Origin of the sequence: Halorubrum rubrum, assembly GCF_024494685.1 — an archaeon.
GTDB classification, from domain to species: domain Archaea; phylum Halobacteriota; class Halobacteria; order Halobacteriales; family Haloferacaceae; genus Halorubrum; species Halorubrum rubrum.
Window position 1 is genome coordinate 28,072 of the sequence record NZ_JANHDM010000011.1, and the last position, 13,288, is coordinate 41,359.

Annotated in this window: 17 protein-coding genes; 5 read left to right on the plus strand and 12 right to left on the minus strand. The window is 69.0% G+C overall.

Annotated features, from left to right (window positions below):
* Window positions 1–33 precede the first annotated feature (33 nt).
* Entirely contained in the window at window positions 34–459 is a 426-nt protein-coding gene (locus NO889_RS12285; RefSeq protein WP_256412538.1) for an RDD family protein, read from the plus strand.
* Between the two features lie 44 nt (window positions 460–503).
* Here the strand turns inward: NO889_RS12285 and NO889_RS12290 are convergent, their stop codons facing one another.
* Genes NO889_RS12290 through NO889_RS12310 form a run of 5 tightly spaced genes read right to left on the minus strand, consistent with a single transcriptional unit; the run spans window position 504 to window position 5,863 of the window.
* A complete protein-coding gene (locus NO889_RS12290) occupies window positions 504–1,211 on the minus strand; it encodes a phosphate signaling complex PhoU family protein (RefSeq protein WP_256412539.1) in 708 nt (235 codons plus the stop codon).
* Window positions 1,212–2,048 (minus strand): phosphate ABC transporter ATP-binding protein PstB, encoded by an 837-nt coding sequence (pstB, locus tag NO889_RS12295; RefSeq protein ID WP_256412540.1) that lies wholly within the window; start codon window positions 2,046–2,048, stop codon window positions 1,212–1,214. It lies immediately after the preceding gene.
* Window position 2,049: 1 nt separating this feature from the next.
* The gene (gene pstA, locus NO889_RS12300) at window positions 2,050–3,816 is read right to left on the minus strand and encodes a phosphate ABC transporter permease PstA (protein WP_256412541.1); all 1,767 of its coding nucleotides are present in this window, start codon (window positions 3,814–3,816) and stop codon (window positions 2,050–2,052) included.
* Window positions 3,816–4,790: a phosphate ABC transporter permease subunit PstC gene (pstC, locus tag NO889_RS12305; protein ID WP_256412542.1), complete on the minus strand. Its 975-nt coding sequence runs from the start codon at window positions 4,788–4,790 to the stop codon at window positions 3,816–3,818. The genes pstA and pstC overlap by 1 nt, the downstream gene beginning before the upstream one ends.
* 56 nt (window positions 4,791–4,846) lie before the next feature.
* Complete coding sequence (locus NO889_RS12310) at window positions 4,847–5,863, minus strand: PstS family phosphate ABC transporter substrate-binding protein (RefSeq protein ID WP_256412543.1); 1,017 nt, start codon at window positions 5,861–5,863, stop codon at window positions 4,847–4,849.
* Between the two features lie 245 nt (window positions 5,864–6,108).
* Here NO889_RS12310 and NO889_RS12315 point away from each other — a divergent pair, with 245 nt between their 5' ends.
* Window positions 6,109–6,978, plus strand: coding sequence for a DUF7260 family protein (locus NO889_RS12315; protein ID WP_256412544.1), 870 nt, complete (start codon window positions 6,109–6,111; stop codon window positions 6,976–6,978).
* Between the two features lie 8 nt (window positions 6,979–6,986).
* On the opposite strand, the gene NO889_RS12320 is transcribed toward NO889_RS12315, so the two are convergent.
* A complete protein-coding gene (locus tag NO889_RS12320; RefSeq protein WP_256412545.1) occupies window positions 6,987–7,226 on the minus strand; it encodes a DUF7508 domain-containing protein in 240 nt (79 codons plus the stop codon).
* 10 nt (window positions 7,227–7,236) lie between these two features.
* The gene (locus tag NO889_RS12325; RefSeq protein ID WP_256412546.1) at window positions 7,237–7,695 is read right to left on the minus strand and encodes a DUF5796 family protein; all 459 of its coding nucleotides are present in this window, start codon (window positions 7,693–7,695) and stop codon (window positions 7,237–7,239) included.
* A gap of 139 nt (window positions 7,696–7,834) precedes the next feature.
* Here NO889_RS12325 and NO889_RS12330 point away from each other — a divergent pair, with 139 nt between their 5' ends.
* Both NO889_RS12330 and NO889_RS12335 read left to right on the plus strand, forming a co-directional pair.
* A complete protein-coding gene (locus tag NO889_RS12330; RefSeq protein WP_256412547.1) occupies window positions 7,835–8,737 on the plus strand; it encodes a shikimate kinase in 903 nt (300 codons plus the stop codon).
* Window positions 8,734–9,030 (plus strand): chorismate mutase, encoded by a 297-nt coding sequence (locus tag NO889_RS12335; protein WP_256412548.1) that lies wholly within the window; start codon window positions 8,734–8,736, stop codon window positions 9,028–9,030. Before NO889_RS12330 ends, NO889_RS12335 begins: the two co-directional genes overlap by 4 nt.
* A 1-nt stretch (window position 9,031) precedes the next feature.
* Here the strand turns inward: NO889_RS12335 and NO889_RS12340 are convergent, their stop codons facing one another.
* Both NO889_RS12340 and NO889_RS12345 read right to left on the minus strand, forming a co-directional pair.
* Window positions 9,032–9,385, minus strand: a complete 354-nt coding sequence (locus NO889_RS12340; protein ID WP_256412549.1) for a type II toxin-antitoxin system PemK/MazF family toxin — start codon at window positions 9,383–9,385, stop codon at window positions 9,032–9,034.
* On the minus strand, window positions 9,378–9,614 hold the full coding sequence (locus NO889_RS12345; RefSeq protein WP_256412550.1) for a hypothetical protein: 237 nt from the start codon (window positions 9,612–9,614) through the stop codon (window positions 9,378–9,380). Before NO889_RS12345 ends, NO889_RS12340 begins: the two co-directional genes overlap by 8 nt.
* A gap of 176 nt (window positions 9,615–9,790) precedes the next feature.
* On the opposite strand from NO889_RS12345, the gene NO889_RS12350 reads away from it, so the two are divergent.
* Window positions 9,791–10,222, plus strand: coding sequence for a hypothetical protein (locus NO889_RS12350; protein WP_256412551.1), 432 nt, complete (start codon window positions 9,791–9,793; stop codon window positions 10,220–10,222).
* Between the two features lie 3 nt (window positions 10,223–10,225).
* On the opposite strand, the gene NO889_RS12355 is transcribed toward NO889_RS12350, so the two are convergent.
* The 3 genes from NO889_RS12355 to NO889_RS12365 form a co-directional block, all read right to left on the minus strand.
* The gene (locus NO889_RS12355) at window positions 10,226–11,356 is read right to left on the minus strand and encodes a CNNM domain-containing protein (RefSeq protein WP_256412552.1); all 1,131 of its coding nucleotides are present in this window, start codon (window positions 11,354–11,356) and stop codon (window positions 10,226–10,228) included.
* A gap of 107 nt (window positions 11,357–11,463) precedes the next feature.
* A complete protein-coding gene (locus tag NO889_RS12360) occupies window positions 11,464–11,841 on the minus strand; it encodes a DUF5811 family protein (RefSeq protein ID WP_256412553.1) in 378 nt (125 codons plus the stop codon).
* 59 nt (window positions 11,842–11,900) lie between these two features.
* Window positions 11,901–13,250, minus strand: coding sequence for an FAD-dependent oxidoreductase (locus tag NO889_RS12365; RefSeq protein WP_256412554.1), 1,350 nt, complete (start codon window positions 13,248–13,250; stop codon window positions 11,901–11,903).
* Window positions 13,251–13,288 lie beyond the last annotated feature (38 nt).

Consider the following 13,288-nt stretch of genomic DNA (forward strand, 5'->3'; position numbering starts at 1 on the left):
ACGTTTTATCCCCGACCTGAGTTGGCGATCCACATGGACCGCCCCCGACTCGAGACGGACGCCGACGCTGGACTGCTCCTCCGGCGCGGGGGCGCGCTGGTCGCCGACGCGCTGCTCGTCGCGACGCTGTTCGGCCTCGTTTCGATCGCGTTTCGACTCCTCGCCGGATCCCTCCCTTCCGCAGGGCGCTGGCTCCTCCCGGTCGCGTACCTCGGCTACTACGTCGCCTTCGAGGGAACGTTCGGGCGAACGCCCGGAAAGCGACTTCTCGGGCTCGTCGTCCTCGAGGCCGACGGGTCGCCGTGCGGGCCCCGGTCGGCGCTCGTCCGGAACCCGCTCCGGGTCGTCGACGGCGCGGTCTTCTACCTCGTCGGGCTCGCCGTCGTCGTCCTCACGGACGAGGACCGACGCGTCGGCGACCACGTCGCGGGGACGCGGGTCGTCCGGGCCGGCGAGTAGCCGGTTCGCGTCGCGTCCGGGAAAAAAGGGGGGCCGTCCGCGACTCAGTAGATCAGCTCGTCGTCGTTCTCGATCATGTACAGCGCGCGGGCGGCGATGTTGACGGCGTGGTCGCCCACGCGCTCGAGGTCGCGAACCGCGAGCAGCGCGCGCGAGACCTCGTCGAGCGCGGCGGCGAGCTCGTCGGCGTCCGCCTCGACGTCCCGGTCGCCGCCGGCCGCCTCGACCCGTGCGCGGTCGGCCTCCAGGAGGTCCCGGACGACCGCCTCGCTGGCGCGCCGACACCGCTCGTCGAGGTCGTCGTCGCGGGCCGCGACCGCCCGACAGGCGTCGGGATCGCCGGACTCGTAGGCGGCCACCGCGTCGGCGACCATCCCGCCCGCCTCCTCGCCGATCCCGCGGAAGTCGACGGCGGGGTGGAGCCCGCCGTCGTCGCCGCCGTAGCCCGCGAGGTTGGTCGCGAGGTCGGCGACGCGTTCGAGGTCGGTGATGACCTTGAAGGAGGCCGTCACCAGTCGGAGGTCGCCCGCCACGGGCTGTTGGAGCGCGAGCAGCTCCGTACACTCCTCCTCGAGCCCGAGGTACCGTTCGTTGACCTCGTGGTCGCCCTCGATCACCTCGCGGGCGAGGTCGTCGTCGCCGGTCTCGGCCGCCTCGAGCGCGGCGTCGTACCGCTCGAGGACCAGGTCTCCCATGCCGACGACCCCGGTTCGGAGGTCCGCGAGCCGCTCCTGGTAGTTCTCTCTGGGCATCTACCCGAACTTCCCCGTGATGTAGTCCTCGACGCGCTGTTCTTCGGGGTCCTCGAAGATCTTCGGCGTGTCGTCGTACTCGACGAGCCGGCCGCCGGTGAGGAACACGGCGGTCCGATCGGAGATGCGGGCCGCCTGCTGCATGTTGTGCGTGACGATGATGACGGTGTACTGCTCGGCCAGGTCGTCGATCAGGTCCTCGATCTTGGAGGCCGCGACGGGGTCGAGCGCCGAGGTCGGCTCGTCCATCAGGACGACCTCCGGGTCGGGCGCGATGGCGCGGGCGATACAGAGCCGCTGTTGTTGGCCGCCCGAGAGGTCGAGTCCCGAGGAGTCGAGCTGGTCTTTCACCTCCTCGTACAGCGCCGCGGCCTTCAGCGACTCCTCGACGCGCTCGTCGACGTCGCCGTCGTACCCCTGGATCTTCAGGCCGTACGCGACGTTGTCGCGGATCGACTTCGGGAACGGGTTCGGCTTCTGGAACACCATCCCGATCTTCCGGCGCAGGGCGACCGGATCGACGTCGTCGTCGTAGACGTTCTTCCCGCCGAACTCCACGTCGCCCTCGACGCGGCAGACCTCGATCATGTCGTTCATCCGGTTGATACACCGGAGGAACGTGGACTTGCCACAGCCCGAGGGACCGATGAGCGCGGTCACGCGCTTTTCGGGGATCTCGATCGTCACGTCGTCTATCGCCTGCTCGTCACCGTAGTAGACGTTCAGGTCGCGCGCGGCGACCGCGGTTCGGGCCGGCGTCCGTTGCGTCGAGCCGGTCTCGACCTCCGTGGTGATGAGCGATTCGTCTCCCGTCGTGTCGGATGATGTGTTACTCATGTTAGTTCCCCCGTTCCGCACGGTTCCGCAGCAGGATCGCCGTCCCGTTCATGCCGATGAGGATGACCAGCAGCGTGATAACGCCGGCGGCGACGACGCCGTACCGGAAGTCGGCCTGCGGGAAGTTCGCCCACGCGTAGATCTGCATCGGCATGGCGCTGAAGCGACTGAAGAGGCTGCTCGGCGCGCTGAACACGGTCGTCGCCGCGCCGACCATGATGAGCGGCGCGGTCTCGCCGATCGCGCGGCCGAGCGCGAGGATCGTCCCGGTGAAGATGCCCGGCATCGCCTCCGGGAGGACCACGTTCTTCGTCGTCTGCCAGCGCGTCGCGCCCATGGCGTCGGACCCTCGACGGAGGTCGTCCGGCACCGACCGGATCGCCTCCTGTGCGGAGATGATCGTGATCGGTAAGATGAGAAGCGACAGCGTCAACGCGACGGTCACCGCCGTACCGAAGCCGAACCCGAGGAGGTTGGCGAACAGCCCCAACCCGAGGAGGCCGTAGACGACCGACGGGATGGCGGCCAGGTTCGCGATGTTGATCTGTAACAGTCGCGTCAGGGAGCCGAGAACGCCGCTTTCCGGCGTGTACTCCTCCAAGAAGACCGAGGTGCCGACGCCGAGGACGAACGAGAGCACCGCGACGAGCGCGATGATGATGACGGATCCGACGATGGCCGGGTAGAGCCCGGCCTCCTCCGGCGTTCGCGAGGGGGCCTCCGTGACGTAGCCCAGGTCGAGCCACGGGTCCGGAGCCGGGACTCCCCACGCCTCGACGATCAGCGCTCCGGCGGCCACGCCGGCGGCGAGGAGGATCGGGAGGCCGAGCCCGACGATCCCGTCGCCGACCTCGATCACGCGGGAGACGTACACCGCCGTCGGCACGCCGGCCAACACGAGCACGAGGAGGACGGTGGGGGCCGACAGCCCGGCGCCGGCGGCCAGGAACCCCCCGGCGGTGGCGACGGTGAGCGGGAGACCGGCGACGACGATCCCGACGGTTCGACCGCTGCGGTCGACGACGAGGAACGCACCGACGGCCGCGACCGGGATCGCGATCGTCCAGAGGTAGATGACGAGATCCGACGGGTACACCGTGACCACGCGGCGGAGGAACACCGCGGTGACGAGCCCGACGAGCCCGACCGGGATCGCGGCCGTCGCCGCTCGGTCCGCGGCGCGCCAGCGGCCGTACGCGTACAGCGCCGCGGCCGGGACCACCCCGAACGTGTACGCGAGGAACCACACCAGCTCGTCGAACACTAAAAAGAGGGTCCCGACCGCGAGGCCGATCGCGGCCCCGCCGACGAGCCGGCCGAGCAGCCCGAACCCGACCGCGGCGACGCGCCCGCGACTGCCGACGTACGCGAGGTACGCGGCCACGGGCGCGGCGACGACGAAGAGGTACGCGAGCTGCCAGTTGAGTCGCGGAATCGGCGCGACGACCGCCTCGATCGCGGTGAAGAGCGCGGCGACGGCGACGAGTCCGCCGCCGAGCGCGGCGAGCGCGCGGCGCGTGACTTCGGAGTCGTTCGCGCTGTACAGACAGAACGCGAGGAAGGGAACGACGAGCGTAAGGAAGTAGGTCAACAGCCACTCGGGACTGGCGTTCGCCAGGTCGAAGGCGTCGATCGAGACGTACACGAGCAGGACGCCGAGCGCGACGAGGCCGAACACGCTCGCGCCGAACGAGAGGTACTCGAAGACGATCCCCCGCACTCGGCTGACCTCGCCGAACCCGCCCGCGTTCGCGTTGTCGGTCGCCATCAGTACTCCTCCCGGTAGCGTTCCGCGATGATGTCACTAATCACGTTCATTACGAGCGTCACGGCGAACAGCGCGAGACCGAGCGCGAACATCGAGTCGTACGGTATCGTTCCTCCCGTGAGGTCGCCGCCGGCGATCTGGACCATCGCGACGGTGATCGTCATCCCGGACTCCAGGAGCACGTCGGCGGGGTTGATGAACGGAACGCCGAACGCCGCCTCCCGAACCGCGGGCATCCGCGCCTGTGCACCCATCGCGACGACGACGATCATCGTCTCGCCGATGGCGCGGGAGACCGCGAGGATGTACGAGGAGGCGATCCCCGAGATGGACGCCGGAACGACGATCCCCGTCGACACCTCGAACTTCGTCGCGCCGAGCCCGTAGCCGGCCTGCCGGAGCTCGTCGGGCACGGCGCTCATCGCGTCCTCGGAGATCGACGACACCATCGGGATCGTCATGATGCCGACCATGATCGACGCCGACAGCGCGTTGAAGGTGCCGATCTCGGGAAACAGCGTCGCCTCCAGCGCCGGCGTGACGTACACCAGCGCGAAGTAGCCGTACACGACCGTCGGGATGCCGGCGAGGATCTCCAAGAGCGGTTTGAGTATCGAGCGCGCGTTCGAGGTCGCGTACTCGCTGAGGTAGATGGCGGTGAGCGTCCCGGTCGGCAACGAGACGAACGCCGCCGTGATCGTCACGACGATCGTCCCGATGAGCAGGGGCACGACGCCGAACGCCTGTCCGCCTCCGGACGGATTCGGGCTCCAGCTGGTACCCGTCAGGAACTCGGAGATGGGGATCTCCTGGAAGAACACCACTGCGTCGGACAGGAGGGTCACGAAGATCGCGACCGTCGTGAGCAGAGTGATCGCCGCGCACGCGGCGAAGAGGCCGCCGTAGGTCCCCTCTTTCAGCCGTCTGAGCCCGTTTCGTCGCTGGAGATCGGGACTCTCGGTACTATCTGTCACAAGCGATAGGGTATCGCACGTTGTCGTAAATCAATACACCGGTTCATCCTGCCGGGTCAGCCCTGCGCTTCCTCGATCGCGTCCTCGAGCTTCTGCATCTGCTCTTCTTGGGTCTCCTCGGTCGCCGGAACGTACCCGACGTCGCCGGCGACGAGGTCCTCGTTGGTCGTCTGTTCGACGAAGTACCGGGCGAACTCCGCGATGTGCTCCTCGCCGAGCGACTCCATCGACGGGTACGTGAACAGCGAGCGCGAGAGCGGACTGTACTCGCCGCTCGCCGCCGTTTCGAGGTTCGGCTCGACGGGGCCGTCGCCGGAGTCGATCTCGAGCGCCTTCAGCTGGTCGGGGTTCTGGAAGTAGTACGCGAAGCCGAAGTAGCCGATCGCGTACTCGCTGCCCGCCACGCCCTCGGCGATCGCGTTGTCCTTTTCCGTCGCCGAGTAGTCGTCGGTGTGGCCCTCGTCTCCCATGACGTTCTCGATGAAGTAGTCGTACGTCCCCGACGTGTCGGCCGCACCGAACCGCTCTATCTCCTCGTTCGGGAAGTCGTCGCGGACCTCGTCCCAGGTCTCGACGGCGTCCGACCGCCAGATCGACGCGAGTTCCTCGATCGTGAGCGAGTCGATCCAGTCCGCCTCCGGATTGACCACGATCGTGAGCGCGTCCGTCGCCGCGACCAGCTCGATGTACTCGACGTCGTTCTCCCCACACAGCTCCTCCTCTTCGGGCTGGATCGGCCGGCTCGCGTTGTTGAAGTCCGTCTCGCCGACACAGAAGTAGTTCGAGAACCCGCCACCGGACCCGGTCTGGCTGATGTCGGGGTCCACGTCGGGGTGCTGCTCGGCGAAGTCCTCGAGGATCGCGCTCATCAACGGGAACACCGTGCTCGACCCGGCGATGTTGATCGAGCCGGAGAGCGAACCCGAACCGTCACCGGAACCGTCGCCGCCGTCTCCGCCGTTACCCGTGCTCTGCGTACAGCCCGCGAGCCCGAGCGCGCCGGCGCCGGCGAGCGCCGCGAGCGATTGCCGCCGCGTGATTCCCTCCGCGTCCAGGTTCTGGCTGGGTGCCATCACCGGATCGTGGACGAAGAGCACGTAAATACCATGCTATGATGGATATACGACGGGGCGTAGTGAACGATAGTCCTATGTAGGACTATAAATACTATATAGATTGGAATACTGGCGGTGAATATATCGGAGAGATGGGCCTCATCTCGTCTTCAGATCGACGATATATATCCGTACAAGGGACTCTAACGGGAGATATACGGCACATATAATCGATTATGACGCATCGACGTATTCCGTGAGATATGGCGACGACCGATCCAGCCAACGGGTCCGATTCCGGCATCGGGGAGGGACTACGTAGCGCCGACTCCGCCCTGGCTGACGCCGGCGACGCCCTCCGCGTCGAACGGCGGCGAACCGTGGACGAACGGGAAGCCTTCGAGGCGTTCCGGTCGCGCGTCCGGCGGATCCCAGCGGAGGCGACGCCGACGGCGGGATCGGCTCTCGCCGCCTCCGCGGCGACGGCGTCGGCGGCGAGAGCCGATCCGTCGCGGCTCAGGGGCGGAACGGGGGGGACCGGCCCCGGCCTCGTGGCGATCCGGAACGCCTACGCGGAGACGGTCATGTCGGTCCCCCACTACGAGGAGGAGTACAACGACACCTACGAACGCAGCCTCGCGGAGGAGTTCACCCCGGAACTCGCGGTCGCGCTCACCCGCGAGCCGACGCTCCGCGAGCAGTCTCGCTCGTCGCTGCTGACGAAGACGACGGAGGCGATACGTCGGCGGGAGGAGTTCCTCGAGCGGCTCGAGTCCGAATCCGCGTCGGTCTCGCGCGCTCGTGAGACCCTCTCGTCGATCGTCGAGGAGATCGGGTCGTTCTCACGACGGGAGTTCGAGACCGAACGGTTCGGCGCGCTCGACGCGTACCGCGCGCGACTGAACGTCCTCGCCGAGAAGTGCGACGAGGTGGCGGCGCGGCGACAGCGGGCGCGCATCGACGGAGAGCAGTGGGCGAACGTCGGCGAGGGCGCCTCGGACGTCCAGACGTACCTCTACCAGGACCTGTCGGTCACGTATCCGGTCCTCGCGGGCGTCGCCGCGGTCGGCCGGCGGGTCGAATCCGTCCGCCTCGACGTCGAACGGGCGATGATCTACGCCGAGTCGTCGTAGCGAGGCTCTCACTCCTCGACGTGTTCGGCGAGGAGGCGCTCGGCGTGGGCCTCCGAGTCGGCGACCTCCCATCGGACGCGTGTCGCGTCGCCGTAGGCGAGCGCCTCCTTCAGCTCGTCGCGCAGGACGCCCGTCCCGAACCCCACGGTCTCTTTCCCGTCGTCGCCGAGCTCGTAGAGGCCGTATCGGTTCGGGGCGCGCCCGACGGTCGAGCGATCGAGGTCGCGCCAGGGTTTCGCGAGGCTCACGGTCGTCCCCTCACCGGTGGGCGTCGAGCCCCTCCTCGGGGCCGGAGACGATCTCGTAGCTCTCTTCCGTCCAACCGTCCTCGACGAACACGAACACGCGGCCGCCGGCGACCTCCGGGTCGGCGATCACCCGGTTTCGCTGTCCGTCGCGGCCGACGATCACGCCGGGGAACACCTCGTCGGTCTCGCCGGAATCGACCACGACTCGGCCCACGCCCGAGTCGCGGAGGATCTCCTCGCCGGTGTTGTAGTCGTTCACGTACGTCATCACGCCCTCGGTCTCGGTCGGGTCGGTGACGAGCACGTGCGTCTCCTTGCCCGGCCCCGCGGTGACCGTCCCCTCCACCGAGTCGGGAACGCCGCGGTAGAGCGTGGTTCGGCCGTCGAGGTACTCGACGACGACGCCCTCCTCGCGGAGGTCGACGCCGATCGAGGTCGGCGGGACGTCGCCGGGTGCGGATGCGGACATGTCGGTCGCTCCGGCCGCCGACGTGAAAAGGACCGCGCTCGCGGGCGCGACGGGACGAGCCGTCGGGACGGAGCGTCGCCCCCTCGACAGCCTCGCCGCGACCGCTAACCCTTTCAGGGCCCTCGGCGCGAGTGCGTGTATGGAGGGACGGGCGGCCGCGCTCGGCGCGGGAACCGTGTTGAACGCCCTGGCGACGGGGACGGGTTCGGCCTTCGGGCTCGACGTCGAGACGCGCGCGACCGTCGAACTCGACCCCGAAGCCGACGCCGTCGAGGGGACCATCGCGGAGGACCCCGAGGGCGACACGGCGCTCGTCGAACGCTGCGTCGCGCTCGCGACCGATCGATGGGGAGACGGCGAGGGCGGCGTCGTCCGGACCGACAGCGACGTGCCGCTGGCGGCGGGGCTCAAAAGCTCCAGCGCGGCCGCCAACGCGACCGTCCTCGCGACCTGCGACGCGCTCGGACTGGCCGTCGGCGACGACGCCGACGATTCGGCGGTCGACGTGACCCGACTCGAGGCGTGCCGGCTCGGCGTGCGCGCCGCCCGCGAGGCCGGCGTCACCGTCACCGGCGCGTTCGACGACGCGACCGCGTCGATGCTGGGCGGCGTCTGTCTCACCGACAACGGCGAGGACCGCCTCCGCGCCCGCGACCCGGTCGACTGGGAGGTGCTGGTGTGGACGCCCCCCGAGCGGGCCTACAGCGCCGACGCCGACGTCGAGCGCTGCGGGGCCGTCGCGCCGATGGCCGACCTCGTCGCCGACCTGGCCGCCGAGGGACGGTACGCGGAGGCGATGACCGTCAACGGGCTCGCCTTCTCGGCCGCGCTCGGCTTCGATACGGACCCCGCCGTCGAGGCGATGCCCCGCGCGTCGGGGGTGTCGCTCTCGGGAACCGGGCCGAGCGTCGTCGCCGTCGCGGACGCGGCCGACCCCGACGCCGACCTCGCTTCCCTCGCGGAGGTGTGGGGCGACCGACCCGGAGCCCTTCGGCGGACGACGACGCGAAACGACGGCGCGTACGCCGGTGATTCACCATGAGTACTGACACATCCGACCCCGAAGAGATGAGCCTCGACGAACTCCGTCAGGAGATCGAGGACATCGATCACGAGATCGTCGAACTGATCGCCCGCCGAACGTACGTCGCCGACACGGTCGCGCAGGTGAAAGAGAAGCGGAACCTCCCGACCACCGACGAGTCACAGGAGGCCCGCGTGATGGACCGCGCCGGCGAGAACGCAGAGCAGTTCGACGTCGACGTGAACCTCGTGAAGGCGATCTTCCGGCTGCTGATCGAGTTGAACAAGGCCGAACAGCGGCAGAGTCGGTAGCTCAATCGAGGTCGAGACTCAGCTGTAACGCCTCGTCGACTTCAGCCATCGTGGGTCCGTCGAGTGAACCGATGACCGAGTGAATCCGTTCCGGAACCGAGACGGTGCGAATCTGGTCGAGCCGGATCGACGAATCCTTTTCGAGCGGTGACCCGTCCGCCTCGACGAACGCCTCGAACGGATACTCGCGGTAGGTTCCCGTGACGGGCGCGACGATGGTCGTACTGGCGTTTCGGTTTCCGATATCGTTTTGAACGACCACGGCCGGCCGCGTCTTCTTCATCTCGTGTCCTTCGGCGGGGTCGAGTCGAACGATAACCACGTCGCCCCGTCGCACGTCCGTCCCGTCACTCATCGAGGCGTTCCCACGCTTCGTCGGAGGCTTCGCTCCACTCCTCGGCGAGTGCCTCCGCGCTCTCGGAGGCCTCCCGATAGGCGGCTGCCAGCTTCTCGTCGTCCGGCCTGTCGGACTCGACCTCGACGACGGCGACGGTCACGCGCTTGTTCGCGTACTCGGTGCCGAGATACACGCGACCCCGGTCGTCCGTCTCGGTCGTTTTGAGGTCCGTTGCGTCGACTTTCATCGAGGAACGGTACGGACCCGTCGTTGATATGTGTTGCCCACTATTACCCACGGAGTTCGTAGAGGGTATGATGTGTGATGTATTTCGGCGACCGGAACGAGGCCGAACGGCGGGAGGAGGTCGAACTCTCACGGCCACCGCCTCACCCTTTTGTGTGAGACGACCGTCCCCTTCGTATGGTCTCCGTAACCGACGTCCGCGCGGCCGTGCTCGGACGGGACCGTCGGGACGCGGTCCGTGCCGGGGTCGTCGCGGTCGGTCTGTTCGTCGTCGCGCTCGCGTCCAGTTCCGTCACCCACCTGCTCTCCGTATCCGCCGGGGGTCCGTTCCAGTATCTGCTCGTCGTCGTCGGGATCGGGTTCGCGGTCGTACACGGGTTCCGGAACGCCGGCCTACTCGTCTGTTGGGCGCTCGTGTCGGCTCCGGTCGCCGGGACGCTCGCGTTTTACACGTGGCTCACGACACGGCAGGACGCCGCCCCGGTGGCGCTGCCGCTCTCGTTTTACGGTCACGGGGCCGTCGCGTTCTGGATCCCGACGGTTCTCGTGTGCGGGACGTTCGCCTTCGCGCTCGGCGTGCTCACGCGCCGGGCGGCGTCGCTGCGCTGAGGCTCACGTTCCCGACCCGTCGCCCTCCGGTCGTCCGCCCAGCGCGACGTCGAGCGGGTCCTCGATCTCGCCCATCACCGCCTCGAGGGCGTCCGTGGCGGTCACCAAGCCCACGACGTTCCCGCCGTCGTCGTCACCGCCGTCGTCGTCACCGCCGTCGTCGTCACCGCCGTCACACACGAGCGCGAGCTCTTGACGTTCCTCCTGGAACCGGTCGACGGCCTCGCTTATCGGCGTGTCCTCGCGGATCGTCATCGGCGTTGCGGCGACCTCCTCGAAGCTCGTCGACCCCTCTCGCAGGGCGTCGATCCGGTCGACGACCGCGGGCACGTAGACGATCCCCCGGAAGTCCGCCGGGTCGTCGCCGATCAGCGGGAACCGCGTGTGCGGGCTGCCACCGATCCGGTCGAGGTTCTCCTCGACGCTCGCGGTCGTCGAGAGGAAGACGACGTCCTCGCGGGCGGTCATCACCTCGCTCACGGGACGCTCGCCGACGGTGAGCGCGTTGAGTATCTCGGTCTTGCGCTCCTCCGGGAGACCGCCCCGGTCGAGGACGGATCCGAGCCGGTGTCTGAGGTCCGCTCGCGATTCGATCCGGTCGGACTCCGCCTCGAGCCACGCGCCGGTCATCTCGATCCCGAAGAGCCCGAGCGTCCACTTGGCGACGCCGTCGCCGATCGCGATCATCGGCGAGATGGCCTTCGCGAACCAGTACAGCGGAGTCGCGCCGTAGCGGGCGACGAACCGCGTCCGCTCGACGCCGAGGTACGTCGGCGTCTGCTCGCCGTGGGTCAGGTGGAGCAGGTTGATGATCAGGAAGCCGACGATCCCGCCGGCCCCTATCGAGGCCAGAAGCGTGTTCTCGAAGACCGGCTCGATCAGCGTCGCCAGCGCCGGCTCAGCGACGATCCCGACCGCGATGCTCGTCGCGGAGATGCCCACCTGACAGCTCGTGAGGTAGATCTCGAGGTCCTCGGTCATCTCCCAGGCCCGCTGTAACCCCGGCGTGTCGAACGCCGACTCGGGGTACTGGCGGACGCGAGTCAGGGCGAACTCGATCGCGACGAAGAAGCCGTTTGCCAGGATGAGCAGGACGCCGGCGAGCAGTCGGAGACCGATCTCGAGGCCGTTCACGTCGGGACGTTTCTCGAGCTATCTCAAGGCTCTTTCCGTCTCTGCCGTACCGTGGAGGCGTCGATTACGTCGAATCGGTCGGCGACCACGTCGCGCCGTCGAGCCGGTCACTTCGCGGTCGGCGTCACGTCGCCGATGGCGTCCATGACCTGGATCGCGGCGCTGGCGGCCAGTCCGCGAGCGACCTCGTCGGCGTCGGACTCGGCGATCCCGGCCTCGAGCTCGTCGAGGTCCGGCGTGAACCCGGCGGTGACGGGGTGGCCGGCCGGCGGGTTGACGGCGACCGTCGCTTGGGGGCCGTCGGTTCCGACGGAGAGCTCCGAACCGACCGCGTAGCCGTCCGGGAGATACGATTCGGTGCGGGAGACGATCCCCGCCACCGTCCGCCTGAGTCGCCGTTCCTGTTCCGGGGAGAGGTCGACCGGCGCGGGTGAGCCCGCGTCGGTGACGCCCGGCGGTCCGGCGTACGGATTGTTGCCGTTCATCGAAGACACCCGGTGTACGCGGAGCCGATTCAAAAAGGCGTCGGCGGCGGTGAAACCGCTCACGGGGTCAGCACGCGCCACGACACGCCCGGCCGCAGGAGCGATGTCGGCCCCCGCTCCAGCCGGAACACGCGGTAGTAGGCGTCGGTCACTCGCCCGTCGTCGTGCGCGGTCGAGACCAGCCGGTCGACGTACCGGTTGAACGCGTCGGTCCCGGTCGGCTTCGGCCCCGTGGTCGCCTCGAACGCGAAGTCCGCGCCCACGGCCACCCGCCAGACGGCCTCGACGAGGTCGGCCGTCCGGTCGAAAAAGCGGCGTCCGAGGTCGTCGAGGCCGCCGCCAGCGAGCGCGTGGTGGAGCGCAAGCGCGTCCAGCGCCGCCACGGACATCCCCTGGCCGTAGATCGGGTTGAAGCTCGCTACCGCGTCGCCGGTGACGACCAGTCCGTCGGGGAACCGGTCCAGCCGGTCGTACCGGCGGCGGACGCTCGAGGGGAACGGGTAGCGGTGGATCTCCGGATCCGCCCACTCGCGGTCGCGGACCAGTTCGGCGACCTCGGCGACGGGGAAGCTCTCCGCGAACGCGACGAGCCCCTCGCGATCGGTCGGGGCGTCGTCGCCGTGGAGTCCCTGGAGGATCACCTCCCATCGGCCGTCCTCGATCGGGATCGCAGCGGCCCCGCGCGTCCGCGGCGGGTCCGGCGGGACGACGAGCGCGTGCCGAGCCGACGCGGGCCGGTCGACCCGGACCGTGCTGTAGGTCACGTCGACCTCGACGGACTCCGTCTGCGGCGGTTCGTACCCGTGTTCCTCGAGCCACGAGGGGGTCCGGCTCGTGCGGCCGGTCGCGTCGACGACGAGGTCGGCCGGGAGCGTCGTCGGGTCGCCGCGCTCGTCGCGGAACTCGACGCCGGTGACGGCGTGGTCGCTCGCGGCGTCCGTCTCGTAGGCCGAAAAGTGACGGTTCCCGCGCTGGGTGACCGACGGCAGCCGCGCTATCCCCTCGCGGATCGCGTGTTCGAACAGCGGCCGGCTCGCGCAGTACATCGGGAGCCGCTCGGGGGGCTCCGCGAGGAAATCGCCGCCGTCGTAGTAGCGCATCTCGCGGGCGGCGTCGATCAGGAGCCCGCCGGCCGAGAGGAGACGCTCGCCGAAGCCGGGGAGGAGGTCCTCGATCGTCGCCCGGCCGGCCTCCAGCATGGCGTGCGGGTGGCTCGTCTGGGGCGCGCCGTCGCGGGGACGCGGCGTCTCCGGGATCGGGTCCCGCTCCAGCACCACCACCTCGTCGAAGGCGTCCGCGAGGACGCGCGCGGCGCACAGCCCGGCCACGCTCCCCCCGAGGACGACCGCCCGGTCTCCGAGCGTCGAGACCGCCTCCGGGTCGTACCGCCTCACGTCGTCGAGTACCATCGGTCCCCGTCGAACCCGGATAGGGAGTCGACCTCGAT